Origin of the sequence: Flavobacterium sp. (assembly GCF_043780635.1) — a bacterium.
Taxonomy (GTDB): domain Bacteria; phylum Bacteroidota; class Bacteroidia; order Flavobacteriales; family Flavobacteriaceae; genus Flavobacterium.
Genome location: NZ_JAYWCK010000032.1, coordinates 1 through 16,753 on the forward strand (window position 1 = coordinate 1; position 16,753 = coordinate 16,753).

At 33.4% G+C, this 16,753-nt stretch carries 20 protein-coding genes and 1 riboswitch; of the genes, 9 read left to right on the forward strand and 11 right to left on the reverse strand.

Annotated elements, in window-relative coordinates; all coding sequences use genetic code 11:
- Positions 1-160: 160 nt before the first annotated feature.
- The 3 genes from ACH2BV_RS02855 to ACH2BV_RS02865 are packed head-to-tail and all read right to left on the reverse strand — an operon-like array spanning position 161 to position 1,649.
- Positions 161-688, reverse strand: coding sequence for a DUF4252 domain-containing protein (locus tag ACH2BV_RS02855; protein WP_395049160.1), 528 nt, complete (start codon positions 686-688; stop codon positions 161-163).
- Positions 689-700: 12 nt separating this feature from the next.
- Complete coding sequence (locus tag ACH2BV_RS02860) at positions 701-1,153, reverse strand: hypothetical protein (protein WP_395049161.1); 453 nt, start codon at positions 1,151-1,153, stop codon at positions 701-703.
- Positions 1,140-1,649 carry an RNA polymerase sigma factor gene (locus ACH2BV_RS02865; protein ID WP_395049163.1) on the reverse strand — a complete coding sequence of 170 codons (510 nt, stop codon included), beginning with the start codon at positions 1,647-1,649 and terminating at the stop codon, positions 1,140-1,142. The genes ACH2BV_RS02860 and ACH2BV_RS02865 overlap by 14 nt, the downstream gene beginning before the upstream one ends.
- A 121-nt stretch (positions 1,650-1,770) precedes the next feature.
- On the opposite strand from ACH2BV_RS02865, the gene ACH2BV_RS02870 reads away from it, so the two are divergent.
- Positions 1,771-3,249, forward strand: a complete 1,479-nt coding sequence (locus ACH2BV_RS02870) for a S41 family peptidase (protein WP_395049164.1) — start codon at positions 1,771-1,773, stop codon at positions 3,247-3,249.
- A 65-nt stretch (positions 3,250-3,314) separates the two neighbouring features.
- Here ACH2BV_RS02870 and ACH2BV_RS02875 read toward each other — a convergent pair whose 3' ends face one another.
- Complete coding sequence (locus ACH2BV_RS02875; RefSeq protein WP_395049166.1) at positions 3,315-5,255, reverse strand: TonB-dependent receptor plug domain-containing protein; 1,941 nt, start codon at positions 5,253-5,255, stop codon at positions 3,315-3,317.
- A gap of 79 nt (positions 5,256-5,334) precedes the next feature.
- Positions 5,335-5,533: riboswitch (cobalamin riboswitch) on the reverse strand.
- An 85-nt stretch (positions 5,534-5,618) separates the two neighbouring features.
- Between ACH2BV_RS02875 and ACH2BV_RS02880 the strand changes: the two genes are divergently transcribed.
- The 4 genes from ACH2BV_RS02880 to ACH2BV_RS02895 all read left to right on the forward strand — a co-directional run bounded on the left by ACH2BV_RS02880 (position 5,619) and on the right by ACH2BV_RS02895 (position 9,223).
- Positions 5,619-6,761, forward strand: coding sequence for an ABC transporter substrate-binding protein (locus ACH2BV_RS02880; protein ID WP_395049167.1), 1,143 nt, complete (start codon positions 5,619-5,621; stop codon positions 6,759-6,761).
- A gap of 1 nt (position 6,762) precedes the next feature.
- Complete coding sequence (locus ACH2BV_RS02885) at positions 6,763-7,794, forward strand: iron chelate uptake ABC transporter family permease subunit (RefSeq protein ID WP_395049168.1); 1,032 nt, start codon at positions 6,763-6,765, stop codon at positions 7,792-7,794.
- A 136-nt stretch (positions 7,795-7,930) separates the two neighbouring features.
- Positions 7,931-8,341 (forward strand): GxxExxY protein, encoded by a 411-nt coding sequence (locus ACH2BV_RS02890; RefSeq protein ID WP_395049169.1) that lies wholly within the window; start codon positions 7,931-7,933, stop codon positions 8,339-8,341.
- A 99-nt stretch (positions 8,342-8,440) separates the two neighbouring features.
- Positions 8,441-9,223 (forward strand): ABC transporter ATP-binding protein, encoded by a 783-nt coding sequence (locus ACH2BV_RS02895; protein ID WP_395049170.1) that lies wholly within the window; start codon positions 8,441-8,443, stop codon positions 9,221-9,223.
- Here the strand turns inward: ACH2BV_RS02895 and ACH2BV_RS02900 are convergent.
- The 3 genes from ACH2BV_RS02900 to ACH2BV_RS02910 all read right to left on the reverse strand — a co-directional run bounded on the left by ACH2BV_RS02900 (position 9,216) and on the right by ACH2BV_RS02910 (position 11,136).
- The gene (locus tag ACH2BV_RS02900) at positions 9,216-10,028 is read right to left on the reverse strand and encodes a hypothetical protein (RefSeq protein ID WP_395049171.1); all 813 of its coding nucleotides are present in this window, start codon (positions 10,026-10,028) and stop codon (positions 9,216-9,218) included. The genes ACH2BV_RS02895 and ACH2BV_RS02900 overlap by 8 nt on opposite strands.
- Before the next feature lie 5 nt (positions 10,029-10,033).
- A complete protein-coding gene (locus ACH2BV_RS02905; RefSeq protein ID WP_395049172.1) occupies positions 10,034-10,486 on the reverse strand; it encodes a tRNA (cytidine(34)-2'-O)-methyltransferase in 453 nt (150 codons plus the stop codon).
- Between the two features lie 80 nt (positions 10,487-10,566).
- On the reverse strand, positions 10,567-11,136 hold the full coding sequence (locus ACH2BV_RS02910; RefSeq protein WP_395049174.1) for a pseudouridine synthase: 570 nt from the start codon (positions 11,134-11,136) through the stop codon (positions 10,567-10,569).
- 170 nt (positions 11,137-11,306) lie between these two features.
- On the opposite strand from ACH2BV_RS02910, the gene ACH2BV_RS02915 reads away from it, so the two are divergent.
- Both ACH2BV_RS02915 and rmuC read left to right on the forward strand, forming a co-directional pair.
- A complete protein-coding gene (locus ACH2BV_RS02915) occupies positions 11,307-11,672 on the forward strand; it encodes a hypothetical protein (RefSeq protein WP_395049175.1) in 366 nt (121 codons plus the stop codon).
- Positions 11,673-11,803: 131 nt separating this feature from the next.
- Positions 11,804-13,153 carry a DNA recombination protein RmuC gene (rmuC, locus tag ACH2BV_RS02920; RefSeq protein ID WP_395049176.1) on the forward strand — a complete coding sequence of 450 codons (1,350 nt, stop codon included), beginning with the start codon at positions 11,804-11,806 and terminating at the stop codon, positions 13,151-13,153.
- Positions 13,154-13,157: 4 nt separating this feature from the next.
- Here the strand turns inward: rmuC and ACH2BV_RS02925 are convergent, their stop codons facing one another.
- From ACH2BV_RS02925 to ACH2BV_RS02940, 4 genes are read right to left on the reverse strand one after another with little or no spacing between them, the layout of a single operon-like run.
- Entirely contained in the window at positions 13,158-14,033 is an 876-nt protein-coding gene (locus ACH2BV_RS02925) for a DUF5777 family beta-barrel protein (RefSeq protein WP_395049178.1), read from the reverse strand.
- A 9-nt stretch (positions 14,034-14,042) separates the two neighbouring features.
- Entirely contained in the window at positions 14,043-14,816 is a 774-nt protein-coding gene (locus ACH2BV_RS02930; protein WP_395049179.1) for a T9SS type A sorting domain-containing protein, read from the reverse strand.
- 7 nt (positions 14,817-14,823) lie between these two features.
- Positions 14,824-15,336, reverse strand: coding sequence for an ankyrin repeat domain-containing protein (locus tag ACH2BV_RS02935; protein ID WP_395049180.1), 513 nt, complete (start codon positions 15,334-15,336; stop codon positions 14,824-14,826).
- A gap of 10 nt (positions 15,337-15,346) precedes the next feature.
- Positions 15,347-15,739, reverse strand: a complete 393-nt coding sequence (locus ACH2BV_RS02940) for a hypothetical protein (RefSeq protein WP_395049182.1) — start codon at positions 15,737-15,739, stop codon at positions 15,347-15,349.
- 88 nt (positions 15,740-15,827) lie between these two features.
- Here ACH2BV_RS02940 and ACH2BV_RS02945 point away from each other — a divergent pair, with 88 nt between their 5' ends.
- Both ACH2BV_RS02945 and ACH2BV_RS02950 read left to right on the forward strand, forming a co-directional pair.
- Entirely contained in the window at positions 15,828-16,190 is a 363-nt protein-coding gene (locus ACH2BV_RS02945; RefSeq protein ID WP_395049184.1) for a hypothetical protein, read from the forward strand.
- A gap of 17 nt (positions 16,191-16,207) precedes the next feature.
- Entirely contained in the window at positions 16,208-16,753 is a 546-nt protein-coding gene (locus ACH2BV_RS02950) for a YceI family protein (protein ID WP_395049186.1), read from the forward strand.

The following is a 16,753-nucleotide window of genomic DNA, read 5'->3' on the forward strand; positions in this document are numbered from 1 at the left end:
TTAAACTTAAAAATACAAAATAAGGAGCAGAAAAACTAGTTTTCTACTCCTTATTTATTAATCAATTAAGTACTAAAATGACTTTTTCAGTGCCCTCTAGCAATATTGAGGCATTTTTATTAGAACTAATAATCTTGCAATACTAAATTAATTTATTTTACTATTTTCCTTTTGTAGCTTTCTTCAAATCATCACCACCTGGAATTTTCATTTTATCAGTAAGAACAGAAATCTCACTTAAGTCAAAATTACCTGTCAATGACATCAATACGGTTTCATTTTCCTTGTTTGCACCTTCAATAAACATCAAGAGTTCTTTGACTTGACTGTCAGTTGCTCCGGATTTAACCATTATTTTTACGTTTTTTCCGCCATCATTTACACGCATCAATTCTTCCAAACCTGCAGTTTTAATATACTTATCTGACGTTAATTTCATATCTGCAGAAACTCTGGTACTTGTGGTTGTAAACACTTTCAGGTTGTCAAGTTTTTTCATCAAGTCTAAATACTGCTGTGTTTCCTTGTCATTGGCATCCACTTTTACGCTTCCCATCATTTGGAACATTTTCTTGTTGACTATTATCGAAGTCACATCGTCTTGCCCATCATATTTATCAAAAGCCGATTGGGCAAAAAAAGCATTGGAAACTAATGCTACTACTACTGTTATTAGAAATTTTTTCATTGTTAATTGTTTTTATTGTTGTTTAAAAATTAAGTTTTTGGAATTCTCGTATTCCTGAACGTATTGTACGCTTTCAATCCCTGTATTTAAATGAGTCGACAGCATTGACAATGCTTTTTGTGTTTCTCTGAAAGCAATTTCTGGATCATCATAAGTTCCTAAGTCCTGATCTTGATTTGCATTATAGTAATTAAAATAACTGTATGTTCCAATTCCCAATAAAACAACTACCGAAGCTGCGATCGATAACCACGCTAAATTTCGTTTTCTTGATTTCAGTACAATTTCATTCTTGAACTTTTGCTTTTTTGCCAGAGTTAAATAACCAAAAATAGGTTTATATTGTTCTAAATTCGACGAAACATTAGACGAAGAAAAATAATCTCTCAATGCATTTTCTTCGGCAATACTGGTTTCTCCCCGAAAGTATTTTTCTAAAATAGTTTCTATTTTATTTGATTCCATAACTGTGTGCTTTTGTCATATATTCTCTGACCGTTTTTCTTGCTCTCGATAGCGCCACGCGAATGGCGGTTTCATTCATATCCAATATTTTTGCAATTTCTTCAAATTCATACTGTTCTACATCGCGCAACTGGATAATTAATCGTTGTTGTTCAGGCAATTGATTAATACTCTTTTCGACCCAATCCAAACTGTCTTTGTCTTCCAATATTTTTTCAGAACTTGGCTCATTATTGACGAAATCATTATGAACAATTTGGAGGTTTCCAGCTCTTTTAGATTTCAATTGATCCAAACAATAATTTTTAGTCATCGTCATTGCAAAGGCCTCAACATTGCTGTAATCATCTAAATTCTTATTTCTGCTCCACAATTTCACTAAAACTTCCTGAGTCGCATCTTCCGCTTCTTCAGAGCTTATGAGCAATCGCTTTGCCAGTCTAAAGACTTTATCTTTGAAAGGAGCAATCAATTTCACAAACTCATTTTGGCCCATAAAAAGCATTTATTAAAACGGTTATACAATCAAGACGAATCTAAACAATTTTTGTTACAAATTTTTATAAAATAAAACTAAAGTTGGTATTTTTGCGTTAGTTGTATATCAAAACCAAAACATGAAAACTAAATTCAAATATATAATCGTATTTCTTTTAGCGGTATTTACTTTCCAAAGTTGCCAAGACCAAGACGATATTGCAGTCCCAAGCAATCTGGCAATCAATGATTTCATTTGGAAAGGCCTAAACTTATATTACTTGTGGCAAGCTGAAGTTCCTAATTTATCCGATGACAAATTTGCAAATCAAGTGGCGCTGAACACTTTTTTGAATGGATATCACAAACCGGAAACCTTATTCCAAAGCCTACTCTATAAGCCCGTAAGTCTTTATCCAAAACCAGGGGAAGCTGTTGATAGATTCAGTTGGATTGTAAGTGATTATTTAGAATTAGAAGGAATGCTTCAAGGAACGACTAATAATAATGGAGTAGAATTTGGATTGAGTCGCAAAACACCTACTTCTTCGGAATTAATCGGTTGGGTGCGTTATATAATTCCAAATTCGAATGCTTCGACAAAAAACATCAAGCGTGGCGATGTTTTTTATGGCGTAAATGGAACTCAACTAACGATAAGCAATTATCAAGCGCTTTTGTTTGGTTCTAATAACGACTATACATTAAATCTCGCAGACATAAATGGTGGAGCTTACACGCCAAACGGAAAATCAGTTGCATTGACAAAAACAGTTTTAGACGAAAATCCAATATTAATCAATAAAGTAATTGTTTCAGGTTCTCACAAAATAGGGTATTTAATGTACAACGGCTTTTATTCAAATTATGACACCCAATTAAACGACGCTTTTGGAACATTAAAATCACAAGGAATCACGGATTTTATTCTTGATTTACGCTACAATGGTGGTGGTTCTATTCAGACTGCAGCTCGATTAGCCAGTATGATTACAGGACAATTTACTGGACAAGTATTTGCAAAACAAAAATGGAATGACAAAATCGAATCCTATTTTAATGCCAATAATCCGGAATCATTGAAAAACTTATTTACTGATAAAATAGGAACTACTGCTATCAATAGCTTGAATATGACCAAAGTTTATATTCTGACTTCAAAAAGCACCGCTTCGGCAAGCGAATTAGTTATAAATGGACTAAAACCTTATATTGATGTTGTTCAAATAGGCGATATAACCGTTGGAAAAAATGTTGGTTCTGTAACTTTATACGATTCTCCTGATTTTGGCGTATCAAATAGAAATCCAAGTCACCGCTATGCGATGCAACCGCTGGTTTTAAAAATTGTAAATGGCGCTGGTTTTGGCGATTATCAAAGTGGCTTAAATCCAACCTTTCAACTCGCGGAAACTTTAAGTACTCTCGATGTTCTGGGTAGTACAACAGAACCATTATTGATTTTATCCATTGGAAAAATTACTGGAACAGCCAAAATAAAACAGCAAAGTTCTGGAATACAATTTGATTATTTTCAAGATTCAAAATCCGTAAACGGGCTACAAAACCAAATGTATCTTGATAAAGCACCCGAAGGTTTATTAAAAGCTTTAGAATAATAAAACAATTTGTAAATACAAAAAAGGCTCCGACATTGCGGAGCCTTTTTTATGGAACCAAATTACTACAGATTAAATGTCAATCCCAATTTGAAATTTCTTCCAAGTGAGTTGTAACCTACATTCTCCACAAAATTAGCATTCAAAATATTGTTTACTGTTCCAAAAATAGTCATTCTGTTTTTTACCAATTCATATCGAACTGTAGAGTTTAACAATTGGTATGAACCCAAAACAACATTTTGTGTTGTATACGAATTCCCATCAAAGAACGCATCATTTCTGCCATCAACATATTGATAATTCACGTTTAAAAAGGCTCTTTTACAAATTTGGAAATCCAAGGATGAATTCAATTTATGCTTTGGAATCAATCTATCTAAAGCTTCATCTACTTGTGTAAAAGTATAATTGAAAATCCATTTGATGTTTTCATTTATAGCAAAAGTGATTTCGGTTTCCACTCCTTTGGCTTTATTCGTTCCGTCGATGTTGATGTATTTATAGGCCGATGAAAATCCGATAAAATTAGTCTGTTCGCGATAAAATCCTACTACTGAAAATCGTAGCTTTTTGTCTAAAAGTTGCGTTTCAAAACCAGCTTCAATGGTCGTGTTTTTTTCAGGTGTCAAAGTAGAATTTCCGTATGGAGAATACAATTGATACAAACTTGGAGTCACAAAAGCAGTGCTATAAGAAGCCAAAACCTTCAAAGGAAATCCTTTAAAATCATACGATGGATTTAAGTTATAAACCAATTGATTTCCGTATTCACTATGAATATTCAAACGCGCTCCAGCATTGATATTCAAACCAAAATCCGAAGCAAAAACTCCTGTAACATAAGGATCGATCATATTGAATTTTGTACTTTCTTTTGCGATATTTCCATAAGGTGTTACACTATTCATATCGAAAAACTGGTATTGAGCACCAGTCACCAAAAACAAAGATTTAGAAAACTCATATTTGTTATACCCATCAACATTCACACTTCTGGAATCGTATTGTGAAAGACCAACGGTCCCAGAATAACTGTCTAATTCATTATAAGAACGAGATATCTTATTGAAACTGGAATTCAGAATAAATTGCCCTTTGTCATATTTATATTTTGGCATAAAACCAAAACGAAATTGTTCCGTTTTGGAATTATTCTGACTAACATCGTTTGTTCCGGTATTGTCAAAACCACCATCATAATCATTGTTGATTTTGTCAAAATTTCCAAAGAAATCCAATGTCATTTTCTCTGAAGCTCTATAACCCAATTTAGCTAAATAATTGATTCTCGAAAAACGGTCATATTCATATTTAATACTTTCATTTGGTGGAGCAATTTGTGACATTCCATTAGTTTCCGTGCTGTTCAAAGAGGCAAAATAATTAACTTTTTTCACGTTTCCATTCACCGAAAACCCTTGATTGAAATCCTCTAAATTTGTTTTTTTATCAGTAGCAGTATTGTTGGTTCCCGCATTAAAATAGGCGTTTCCCTGAATTGCTTTTTTACCGGATTTTTTCAAAGTAATATTGATTACCCCAGTCACGGCACCAGTTCCGTACAAAGTACTGGAAGCTCCTTTCATAATTTCGATACTTTCTACTTGGTTAGCAGGAAGCAAACGCAAATCATATTCAAAACTAATTCCCGATGCATCGGTAACCGGAATTCCGTCAATGAGAATCAGCACTTGATTGTTTTTTCCTCCCCGAATGTAGTAGCCTAAATTTTTCCCGGCTACACTTTGACTACCATTAATTTCGACTCCCACAACCGAATTTAGTACAGCGGCAATGCTTTGTCCTTCTCTCTTTTTTAAGTCTTCGGAAGTGATTTTGGTAATTACTTTTCCTGATTTTTCTTTGGCTAAAGCAAATTTGGAATCAGAGATTACAACTTCATCCAAAAGAGTTGGTGAAGTGATGCTGTCTTTTTGCTGCGCAAAAACACAGTTGGTCATCAGCACGAATAACGCACTGATACGAACGATTTTGTTGTTCATTTTAATAAAACATTTTTAATAATAAAAAATGGGAGAAAAGCATAGAATGACCCATACCCAAACCTTTTTTCCCGAAAGTTTGATACTCGATGTAATAGGCAGGTCTCCTGGCTTGCGTCTTGTTGTTTACCTTCCCATTCCATTTTTAGAACAGTGGTTTTGTAGATAACAACAAGCTTGATAGCTTACAGTTGCGGGTACAGCCCAGGTTTTAAACCTGATTCCCTTTTAATGCGGTTTTAAAATTAAAAACAGCAACCTCAATACGGATGCAAATGTAGTCCTAACATTCGAATAAAAAAATAAAATTGATTTTTAAAACAGAATAAATATACCTTTGCACTTCTTTCAAAAAGTCTTTTTATGAAATCTGTTGTTCTTCGTGTCATTCTATTTTTAGCAATAATACCTTTTATCGGATGCAAAAAAAGCAACGAAAATTTAAAGAACACCTCGCCAAATTTTGAAAATTCTATTCACTATGCCAAAGGCCTGGAAATCTACAAACACCAAGGCTTCTCAATTGTAAAAATCACTAATCCTTGGCCTGAAGCCAAAGAAAGTTTTACTTATATTCTTCAAGAAAAAAATGGAATTATCCCCGATAGTCTGAAGCAATTTACGGTTATTCAGGTGCCTATAAAATCGATTGTCGTGACTTCAACCACACACATTCCGGCTTTGGAATTATTAGGAGTTGAAAATACTTTAGTTGGTTTTCCAAATACGGATTATATTTCTTCCATTAAAACCAGAAAGCTAATTGATGCCGGAAAAGTTCGTGAAGTCGGAGTCAATGAAAATCTAAACACCGAAGTTTTAATCGATATGAAACCCGATGTAATTGTGAGTTTCGGGTTGAACAACAGCAATCCAACATTGGATAATCTTCAAAAAAGTGGTTTAAAAGTGATGCTCAACGGTGATTGGACAGAACAATCTCCATTGGGAAAAGCGGAATGGATGAAATTTTTCGGAGCATTGTACGGATTGAATTCCGAGGCAAATGCTATTTTTTCAGAAATTGAAAAAGAATACAACGTTACTTTGGCTTTGGCCAAAAAAGCAACATCAAAACCAACCGTTCTTTGTGGCGCAATGTACCAAGAACAATGGTATGTTCCGCAAGGCAAAAGTTGGGCTGCGTTGTTTTTGAAAGATGCACAATCCAATTATTTATGGGCAGATACGAAAGGAACTGGAAGTTTGGCTGTGCCATTTGAAACCATTTTGGAAAAAGCACAAAATGCCGATTTCTGGATTGCACCTGGAGATTTTTCATCTTTGGAGCAAATGAGTGATAGCAATCCACATTACAATCAATTCACTTCGTTTAAAAATAAAAAAGTATATTCGTACAGCGTAAACAAAGGAGCGAAAGATGGCATTATCTATTTCGAATGGTCACCTACTCGCCCCGACTGGGTTTTGAAAGATTTGATAAAAATTTTTCATCCCAAATTATTGCCAAATCATAAACTTTTTTTCTTTAAGAAATTAGAATAAATTGACCAATACCAATAGAAATATAGCATTATTCTCCATTTTGACATTGTCATTAGCTTTGCTACTGCTTTTGAATATCAGCTTGGGATCGGTTTCTATTCCTTTAAAAGACGTTTTCAATAGCCTGACAGGAGGAAATTCAAGCAAAGAAACTTGGGATTACATTATCATCAATTATCGATTGCCGAAAGCTTTTGCCGCCATCCTCGTGGGAATGGGATTGTCCATCAGCGGATTGTTAATGCAGACTTTATTTAGAAATCCATTGGCTGGACCCGATGTTTTGGGATTGAGTTCTGGGGCAAGTTTAGGTGTGGCAACGATTGTTTTGGGTGCTGCATTTTTACCAATAGGTTTATCATCTATTTTGCTTTCTTCTTATGGAATTGTTTTGACTTCAAGTTTGGGTAGCTTCCTGGTTTTATTGGCGGTTTTAGCGGTTTCTCAACGATTGCGAGATACAATGGCAATACTGATTGTCGGTTTGATGTTTGCGAGTTTAACCAGTGCCATTGTTGGAACACTCACTTATTTCAGCACTGCTGAACAATTGCAAAAATTTACTTTTTGGTCAATGGGAAATCTGGGTAATTTGTCTTGGTCGTCGATTGTAACTTTATCTGTTTGCGTAGCAATTGGTTTGCTTTTAAGTCTTGTCAGTATCAAACCTTTGAATGCTTTGCTTTTGGGAGAAAATTACGCCCGAAGTTTGGGAATGAATTACAAAAGAACCCGATTGATTATTATTTTTGCCACCAGTATTTTGGCTGGAAGTATTACTGCTTATGCAGGCCCAATTGCATTTATTGGATTGGCCGTTCCACATATTGCCAAATTGATTTTTCAAACCAGTAATCACACTATTTTATTCTGGAGCACTTTGCTTTTAGGAGCAATAATTATGTTGATTTGTGACAGTATTTCGCAACTTCCAGGAAGTGATTTAACATTGCCAATTAATGCGGTAACTTCTATTTTTGGAGCGCCAATCGTAATTTGGTTGTTAATTCGAAAACGTAAAATGATGAACTAATATTTATTTTAAACACATAGAAACATAGTTTTTCTAGTTTTTTGAAAGATGTTGATAGAAACAAAATCTTCGATTTTTCATAGTTTGAAAGTAAATTAAAAAATTGACTAAGCTTATTTACTTTAAAGAATAAAATATGATTACACAAAAATATTTAGATGATTTAACTTATGAAGTTATTGGCTCTGCAATTGAAGTCCATAAAATTATGGGGAGAGGACTGCTAGAAAGTGTTTATCATCAATGCTTAAAAGAAGAATTATTACATAGGAAAATTCAATTTTCTACAGAAATGAAAGTTCCTCTAATATATAAAACCAAAGAACTCAAAATAGATTTTAACTGTGATTTATTTATTGAGAATTGTCTTGTTGTAGAATTAAAATCTGTAATTCATCTAAATCCTATATTTGAAGCTCAACTTATGACTTATATGAAACTTTTAAAAGCTCCAAAAGGAATTTTAATTAATTTTAATTGTTTTAATATTTTCAAAGAAGGGCAGAAAACTTTTGTAAACGAATATTTTAAAAACTTACCCGAATAGTAATCTATTTTGCTATGTTTGAAACAAAGTTTCAACTATAAACTCTTTTCTATAATCCAACCGACTATGTTTCTATGTGTTTAAAAAATATAAATAAAAATGAGGACTAAAAATATCCTTTCAACTTCAAATTTAAGCATTGGTTACAAAACCAAAACATCTGCAACAACTATTGCCGAAAATCTAAACTTGAATTTAAAGGAAGGAAAATTAATAGCTATAATTGGTGCCAACGGCATTGGGAAATCAACGCTTTTAAAAACCATTACCGGAATACAGAAACCCATTTCGGGAACAGTTTTATTGAACGAAAAGAACATTCACGAATTAGATTCCTTGACATTGGCACAAAATCTCAGTGTAGTTCTTACCGAGAAATTGCCTCCAAGCAATTTGACCGTTTGGGAACTCATCGCACTGGGAAGACAGCCTTACACCAACTGGATTGGAACATTAACCGACAATGATATTGCGAAAATCAACGAAGCCATTGAACTGACACAAATTGGACATTTGATATCCAAAAGACATTACGAAATTAGTGACGGACAATTACAAATCGTATTGATTGCAAGAGCTTTGGCACAAGACACGCCTTTGATAATTTTGGATGAACCCACAACCCACTTGGATTTATTGCATAAAGTGGTGCTTTTTAAACTCTTGAAAAAACTCACACAAGAAACCGGAAAGTGTATTCTGTTTTCGACTCACGATATTGATATGGCGATACAATTGAGCAACGAAATGATTATTATGACTCCCGAAACTGTGGTTCAAGATCAACCTTGCAATTTGATTATGAAAGGAAGTTTCAATACTTTATATAAAGATGAGCATATCGTTTTTGATAGTGAAAAGGGGAAGTTCGTGATTAGTTAAAATTCTTCTTTTCAAAACGAACTCGATAAACGTGTAATAATTTTTCTAATTCAGAAAATGTGGTTCCCAAGTCATTAATTGAAATTTCTTCGTCATTAAAAGCAAAGTAATTTGTAGAACTTTTACCATTACTTTGGCTATAAACCCTATCATTATAAATACTATCCCAAGTAATTAAATTTTCATTTTTTAATATAATCCCTTTATCATTAATAATGATTTGTGGGCTTTTTTCTCTTAATTTTTTTATTTGATTATAAGACAAGTACAAGCCAAAACCAAAAAATAGTAAACCAATATATTCTTTTTCTAACAAGAAATAGGCACCTAATACACTTATTGCTAAATAAAGAAATAATAAAAATGCGATTGTATTTCTTGAATAATAAATTATCGTTTCTTTTGGAACTGAAATATCATCCCTATAGATATCTTTTTCAAGAAACTTTTTTTCTAATTGCTTTAACTTTTGTTTTTGTTCATAATTTTTAAACTCTGTTTTTTCAAACCAACTTCCACTATCCCAAATCAGTTTTTCTGCAACAGCTTTTCGTTGTAATTCGTGAATATTTCTAACATTCTCATATGCCCAAATTTTCCATTCCATAACAAAATAGCTCCATAAAATCCATCCTATTGAAAATCCTGCAACAAATCCTGTTGGAATAATCCAACCTCCAAATATTTTTTGATCAGAAAGAAAAAACCCTCCTCCAATACAACCAAAAGTTGCAATCATTGGCAAATATTTCAATTTCCATCTACCCTTACTTAAAGCCTGATTGACAGTTACTTTTCCTACCATAAAACTTACTTTAAATTAATCTGCCTCTTCGCTTCACCTACTACAAAAGCAACAGAATTAGCAATATTAAAACTTCGGATTAAATTTGACATTGGAATCGTCAAATGATTTTCAAATCGATTTAAAACTTCTTCGCTTAAACCAACGCTTTCTTTACCAAAAACCAACCAATCTCCGTCCTGAAATTCGGCTTCATAAATGGATGTTGAAGCGTGGGAACTCATAAGAAAAACTCGAGACTTGTCAGGAATCTGGACAATCCATTCTTCAATATTTTGATATTCGGTCACATCAAGATGCATCCAATAATCCAATCCGGAACGTTTCAGATTTTTATCATTGATAACAAATCCAAAAGGATGAATCAGGTGCAGACGGCTTCCAGTACCTACACACAAACGACCAATGTTTCCTGTATTGTTGGGAATTTCAGGTTCTACTAAAACAATGTTTAACATATTTAAGGTTTTGGGTTTTGGGTTTTGGGTTTTGGGTTTTAGTTTCTGCGCTAATTCAAATTACTTAAATAATTCATAACTCATAATTCAAAATTTATAACTTCTTTCACTTCTCCGGCTTGTAAATCATTCAAATGTACGTTTCCTATTCGAACTCGTACCAATCGCAAAGTTGGAAAACCAACAGCAGCCGTCATTTTGCGAACTTGGCGAAACTTCCCTTCATTAACAGTTATGGAAGCCCAAGATGTTGGTCCGTGACGTTCGTCCCGAATCTTTTTCCCTCTCGCGCCAAAAACAGGAATTTCTTTGATGATAAAAGATTCGCAAGGCTTGGTGATGTATTTTGTGCCATTAAAACCTATTTCGACACCATTTTTCATTTTTTCAATCGCTTCTTGCGTGATAATCCCATCGACTTGAGCGTAATATTCTTTATCCACTTTTTTGCTTCGAACAATTTCACTCATTTTGCCATCTGTTGTTAGCAAAAGTAAACCTTCGGAATCTTCGTCAATACGACCAATTGCCATAGTTCCTTGTGGGAAATTATGCAATTCGCCCAAGAGCTTTTTCTTGCGTTTCAATTCATATATAAACTGACTTAAAGAGCCGTAAGGTTTGTGAAGAATGAAATGAGAATGGGTCATTTATGCTTTAATTTTTAATAGCAAAGATAGTTTTGTTTTACCAACATTGAAAATTGACTAGCGATACAATTCAATCCAACAAACCAAAAGCTATGTTAAATGATTCAATTACCATAAGCAAATAGAATATCTTTATAAAAGTTGACACTATTAATACTAAAACAAACACTATGGAAAGTAATGATCTAGGTTCAAAAAAGATGAACAATAAGCAAAATACAACGGAAGAATTCAGCACCGAAAATCTACCCGATAATTATGATCCTACAGCAACAAAACTGGTTGCAGAAGTGGAAACCAACAGCAGTGGAGAACAAAAAATTGTCCACAGAGCGCGGAATGTTGATGCAAATCCGGAACAAAATAATAGTGAAAATAATGAGAATCCGAGTTCCAGCGTGGACATCTTTTCAGATAAAGAAACTCAAAGAATGATAGAAAACAAAGACCACAACTCAGATATTACTGCACACCGATATCCTAATTCAAATCCCGACAATCACGAAGATCGAGGAAATATAAAGTTAGACGAATAAAAACATTATTTTGTTTATGATAAGCCAATAAGAATTAAATTTCTTGTTGGCTTATTTTATTTTGTTCCATTTATATCATTCTTAAATTGATATTATTCCTTACTTTTACTTTTTACAAAAACTATCCTTTTATGTCAAATATGCTTCCTTTTTTATTGCTTTTTATTGTTGCACTCGCTATTGGAATCTTCATTGGAAAACTCATTTTTTCAGCAAAATCTCAATCCGAAAAAGTTTTTTTGGAAGAAAAATTAAACGACTTAAGAGAGCAATTTTCAATTGAAAAAGTGGCTTTAGAAAAACTTGTACAGCAAACTATTCAGGAAAAAGAAAGCATTCGCAACGAAAAAGAATCTATAAACATTCAACTCACGAAAAAAGAAGTTGATTTTGAAAATCTTTGGCAACGCAACAAAGAACAAAAGGATGAAGTCGAAAAACTCCAGGAAAAGTTTACCAAAGAATTCGAGAATTTAGCCAATAAAATTCTGGAAGAAAAATCAAGCAAATTTACCGAGCAGAATAAAGAGAATATGAAAAACATCTTGTCACCTTTGCAAGAAAAAATTCAGCTTTTCGAGAAAAGAGTGGACGATACTCACAAGGAAAGTATCGATTATCACGCAGCTTTACGCCAACAAATTCTTGGCTTGAGCGAAATGAATGCGCAAATGAGCAAGGAAACTTTAAACCTCACCAAAGCATTAAAAGGGGATAGTAAAATGCAAGGAAATTGGGGGGAATTAGTTTTGGAACGTGTACTCGAAAAATCGGGATTGGAAAAAGATAGGGAATATTATGTGCAACAATCTCATACCAATGAAGGTGGTCAACGAGTTTTTCCTGATGTTGTCATCAATCTTCCTGACGGAAAAAAGATGATAGTCGATTCAAAAGTATCACTGACAGCCTATGAAAAATACATTAATGAGGAAGATGATAGTCTAAAAAGTGGGTTTTTAAAAGAACACGTCAATTCGATAAAACGTCACGTAGAGCAACTAGGTGAAAAAAATTATCAGGATTTATATCAAATAGAGAGTCCTGATTTTGTACTTTTATTTATCCCGATGGAGCCGGCTTTTGCATTGGCTTTGAATGACGATACCACTTTATACAACAAGGCTTTCGAGAAAAATATCGTGATAGTGACACCTTCAACGCTATTGGCGACTTTGCGAACGATCGATAGTATGTGGGCCAATCAAAAACAACAGGAAAATGCCTTTGAAATTGCGCGACAAGCTGGAGCCTTATATGATAAGTTTGAAGGTTTTGTCGCCGATTTAATCAAAGTTGGAAAGAAAATTGACGAAAGCAAAGTCGAATATCAAGGTGCGATGAACAAACTTGTTGATGGAAAAGGAAACCTTATCACGAGTGTCGAAAAATTGAAAAAAATGGGAGCCAAAGCCAAAAAGGCACTTCCTGATAATATCTTGAACAGAGCTGAAAAAGACGAAGACGTATTATTGAATTAATATTTTAGAATACTCTTACTAGATTAAATCCAAAAGCAATTTCGCCTTTGCTCCAACTACCCGAAGTTTTTCCTAAATAACCAGCTTCATGCATAGCACGTGAGTTTGTAAAATGCATTTGAAAAACGTGTCCGCCAGTTTCTAAATCAACTCCAACAGAAAATGGATTCGTATAGATTGATTGACTCGCTCTATTCAAATGAGCTGCATAATCCATATTAAATGACCAACGCTTTGCAAATTTATACCTCCCTCCCATTCCTATCGCAAACTGATCGTTGTTTTGAGGGTTTGGCGTTAATACAGCATTATTTTCATCCAAAATATCTTTCAAGGTATTTTCGTGAAAATAGCTTGGCGCAATTTCCAATGACAATTTATCTGTAAATTTTCTGGAAATTAATACCTGTGTTACATAACTTAAACGATTCTCGAATTCTAATTTTGGGTAATTTTCTACCTTCATTTCAGCATTGATAGCTATACTGTTAAACCCCACAATTGTAAAAGGGAAACCTTCTTTTTCTTGGGCTACCAATCGATATTTAATACCCGAATCAATAGTTTCTTCAAAACCACTTCGGGCAATATGAACCGTTAGCCAATCTTTGAATCCGTATAAAAATTTTATTTGGGTATTGGCGTTATCAATACCAAAAAAGTCATCAAACCCGTGATTGACATAATCGAATCGATGCGCAACAACTAAATAGAAATCACCTTTCCCTGCTAGTTTAGTTGATTCTAAATTGACAATTTTTAAAGATTTAAAAGCCGATTCTACTTTTGTATCGGCTTTGACCGTGTCAATTTCTGATAATAAACTATTTTGAGAAAATGCACAAATTGGGAATAGTAAAAAAAGGAATAGTTTTTTCATAAAAATCTGTTAGTTTGTAACTACTATTTTTTTCCAAGTTTTTTCTTTTTCATTCACTAATTCAATTAAGTAAACCCCTGCCTGCATTCCATTTATTTTAACTTCAACACTATCATTACTGTTATTAACTTCATATGCTTTAATAAAAGCACCAGTTTGAGAATAAATATTAATTTTTTCAAGATTTGATTTAGTTTTAACCATAAATTCCCCTTTAGATGGATTTGGATAAATCTGTGTGGCATTCAAAGAATAATCATCAACTCCTAGCGAGGATAATGCTACGCTTCCAGCATTAAATCTATTTGCAAAATGATTTGCTAATGTGTTGCTCGCAGTGTTACCATGAGCTCCCGCCAAACTTATTGAAGTATCAGAGTAATTAAAAGTATAATCTGTAGCTTCGGCAACAAATGGTCTTGTGGCAATAAGAGTTCTTATTCCTGATAAAACGGTGTTACTGGTAACTGTCCAATTATTTATTGCGTCATTCGAAGGTGGTACTCCTTGACCATTATGAGTAGCATCCCTCAAAGTAGTTCCGTTAAAATAAACTATGTCATTGCCCGCATCCATTGCGCCAGGATCAGCAAAAGAACCAAATGTAATCGCAAACCACCTATCAGACGGCCCTTTAATAACAAGGGTTGCGGTAGAATTTGAATTGTCAAGCGTTAAATTCGCCGTGAGTTTTGCTAAAAAAAATACATCACCTGTCGATTTCTGTTGGGAAAATCCCATCAGGCTAAAAATTAAAATTAAAAATGTAAAAGTTCTTTTCATAGTAAACTTATTTAAATAGGTTAATAATTTCCTCATTACCAGAGAACACAGCATACTCAAAAGCCGTTTTCCCATTATTGTCAATTTTTGATTTGTCTGCCTTAAAATTTAAAAGTAATTTTACAATATCCTTATTATTAAACTGAACTGCATAAATTAGTGCTGTTGTGCCATTGGCGTCGGTTAAATTTGGATTGGCATTATTCTCTAATAAAGCTACAACTATTTCCTTATTTCCTTTTACAACAGCAGCCATTAAAGGAGTTCCCATTGGACTACTCCCGTTTATGTCTTTCACATTGTTAATTAGAAATTTGGCAACCTCAATATTTCCTCTATAACTTGATAAAATTAGAGGGGAGTATCCTTCCTCATTCACAGAATTAATAACGTCTGGGTTTTGTTTCATTGCTGTTTTTAATTCCTCAACTGTCCCTTTTCTGGCGATATCAAAAATATTTTGTTGTGAGAATCCAAGTTGAAAAAGGAATAAGAAAAATATTATTTGAAAATATTTCATAATGAATATTTTATGGGGTTTCTAAAACACACTGATCCATTTTTAATTCTTCCACTAAAGCATCATATCCTATAAAACGACCTTTGATTTTTATTTTGGAATTAGACTGAAGCGTTTTGGGAATTCCCTCTTTAAATGTTGCAAATAACTTATCATTAATGACAATAGACTTTGTTGCAACATCAATGTTTGATAAATCGCCGGTAACCTCAATTGTTTTATCTAAGTATTTAGCATTTGCAACATTTTCATTGGTCCGAAACTCCGAAAAAATTTCGGTTGCGGCAATAGTATAACTACCTTTCTCGGTGGCTATATCTCTATGATCTTTATAGGTATAAAGACAAGCCCCGATTACAACTATAAGCAGCAAAAAAAAGAATATTATTACTTTCTTTTTCATTTATTAAGACTTGATTAAACAAATTTAACAAAATAATTGTTAATAAATCATTTTTAAATTATAATTTTAACACGTAAAAAATTGAATGATGAAAACAAAACTTTTCCCTGTCATCTGTATTCTATTTTTATTATTACTGAGTTGTACAAACTATTCGGAATCGGATTTGATGGATTCTAGTACTCAGGCTACAATAACTTATACTAATTCAATAAAATCAATTATAGATAATAATTGTAATTTCTGCCACGGGAATATTTCTTCAAATGGTGCACCAATGTCGCTTACTAGCTACCAAAACGTGAAAGATGCGGTGTTAAGCAGGGGATTAATAGATAGAATTTCAAAAGCTCAGGATGCTCCAGGAATGATGCCATACGGAGGAACGAGATTGCCACAAAGTAATATTGATCAAGTCATCGCCTGGAAGAATACCGGATTTACACAATAATCAAATAGCATCTGTTTATGAAAAAAATTATAGTATTATCAGCAATTTTGATTTTAACGGGTTTTAAAACTTTTAGCCAAGACAAAAAAATCACCAAAACAGGCACCATAACATTTGAGGCTTCAGTTCCTTCATTTGAAGAAGTGAAAGCAAAAAACGAGTCCGTTACTTGTGTTTTAAATACAAAAACTGGTGAAATTGCAAGTTTAGTTTTAATGAAAGGATTTCGTTTTAAAATTGCTTTAATGGAAGAACATTTTAACGAAAACTATATAGAAAGCGACAAATATCCTAAAGCTACTTTCGAAGGTGTAATTCAGGGATTCAACTTAAATATCATTGGAACTTCTCCAAAAGCATTCAAATTGAATGGCAAACTGGTATTGCACGGAAAATCAAAAGAAATCAACACCAATATCACAATCAGAAAAATAAATGACGCCCTAGAAATTATCGCTAATTTTGATGTAAACTCAGATGATTTCAATATAGAAATTCCACAAATTTTGACCAAGAAAGTATCTAAAACCGTAAATATTAAAACTAATTTTCTGGTGAAATAA

What these genes read in the sequence shown, in the direction of transcription:
- ACH2BV_RS02855 (WP_395049160.1), bottom strand. Translation starts at nt 688, where the DNA reads ATGAAAAAATTTCTAATAACAGTAGTAGTAGCATTAGTTTCCAATGCT.
- ACH2BV_RS02860 (WP_395049161.1), bottom strand. Translation starts at nt 1,153, where the DNA reads ATGGAATCAAATAAAATAGAAACTATTTTAGAAAAATACTTTCGGGGA.
- ACH2BV_RS02865 (WP_395049163.1), bottom strand. Translation starts at nt 1,649, where the DNA reads ATGGGCCAAAATGAGTTTGTGAAATTGATTGCTCCTTTCAAAGATAAA.
- ACH2BV_RS02870 (WP_395049164.1), top strand. Translation starts at nt 1,771, where the DNA reads ATGAAAACTAAATTCAAATATATAATCGTATTTCTTTTAGCGGTATTT.
- ACH2BV_RS02875 (WP_395049166.1), bottom strand. Translation starts at nt 5,255, where the DNA reads ATGAACAACAAAATCGTTCGTATCAGTGCGTTATTCGTGCTGATGACC.
- ACH2BV_RS02880 (WP_395049167.1), top strand. Translation starts at nt 5,619, where the DNA reads ATGAAATCTGTTGTTCTTCGTGTCATTCTATTTTTAGCAATAATACCT.
- ACH2BV_RS02890 (WP_395049169.1), top strand. Translation starts at nt 7,931, where the DNA reads ATGATTACACAAAAATATTTAGATGATTTAACTTATGAAGTTATTGGC.
- ACH2BV_RS02895 (WP_395049170.1), top strand. Translation starts at nt 8,441, where the DNA reads ATGAGGACTAAAAATATCCTTTCAACTTCAAATTTAAGCATTGGTTAC.
- ACH2BV_RS02900 (WP_395049171.1), bottom strand. Translation starts at nt 10,028, where the DNA reads ATGGTAGGAAAAGTAACTGTCAATCAGGCTTTAAGTAAGGGTAGATGG.
- ACH2BV_RS02905 (WP_395049172.1), bottom strand. Translation starts at nt 10,486, where the DNA reads ATGTTAAACATTGTTTTAGTAGAACCTGAAATTCCCAACAATACAGGA.
- ACH2BV_RS02910 (WP_395049174.1), bottom strand. Translation starts at nt 11,136, where the DNA reads ATGACCCATTCTCATTTCATTCTTCACAAACCTTACGGCTCTTTAAGT.
- ACH2BV_RS02915 (WP_395049175.1), top strand. Translation starts at nt 11,307, where the DNA reads ATGGAAAGTAATGATCTAGGTTCAAAAAAGATGAACAATAAGCAAAAT.
- rmuC (WP_395049176.1), top strand. Translation starts at nt 11,804, where the DNA reads ATGTCAAATATGCTTCCTTTTTTATTGCTTTTTATTGTTGCACTCGCT.
- ACH2BV_RS02925 (WP_395049178.1), bottom strand. Translation starts at nt 14,033, where the DNA reads ATGAAAAAACTATTCCTTTTTTTACTATTCCCAATTTGTGCATTTTCT.
- ACH2BV_RS02930 (WP_395049179.1), bottom strand. Translation starts at nt 14,816, where the DNA reads ATGAAAAGAACTTTTACATTTTTAATTTTAATTTTTAGCCTGATGGGA.
- ACH2BV_RS02935 (WP_395049180.1), bottom strand. Translation starts at nt 15,336, where the DNA reads ATGAAATATTTTCAAATAATATTTTTCTTATTCCTTTTTCAACTTGGA.
- ACH2BV_RS02940 (WP_395049182.1), bottom strand. Translation starts at nt 15,739, where the DNA reads ATGAAAAAGAAAGTAATAATATTCTTTTTTTTGCTGCTTATAGTTGTA.
- ACH2BV_RS02945 (WP_395049184.1), top strand. Translation starts at nt 15,828, where the DNA reads ATGAAAACAAAACTTTTCCCTGTCATCTGTATTCTATTTTTATTATTA.
- ACH2BV_RS02950 (WP_395049186.1), top strand. Translation starts at nt 16,208, where the DNA reads ATGAAAAAAATTATAGTATTATCAGCAATTTTGATTTTAACGGGTTTT.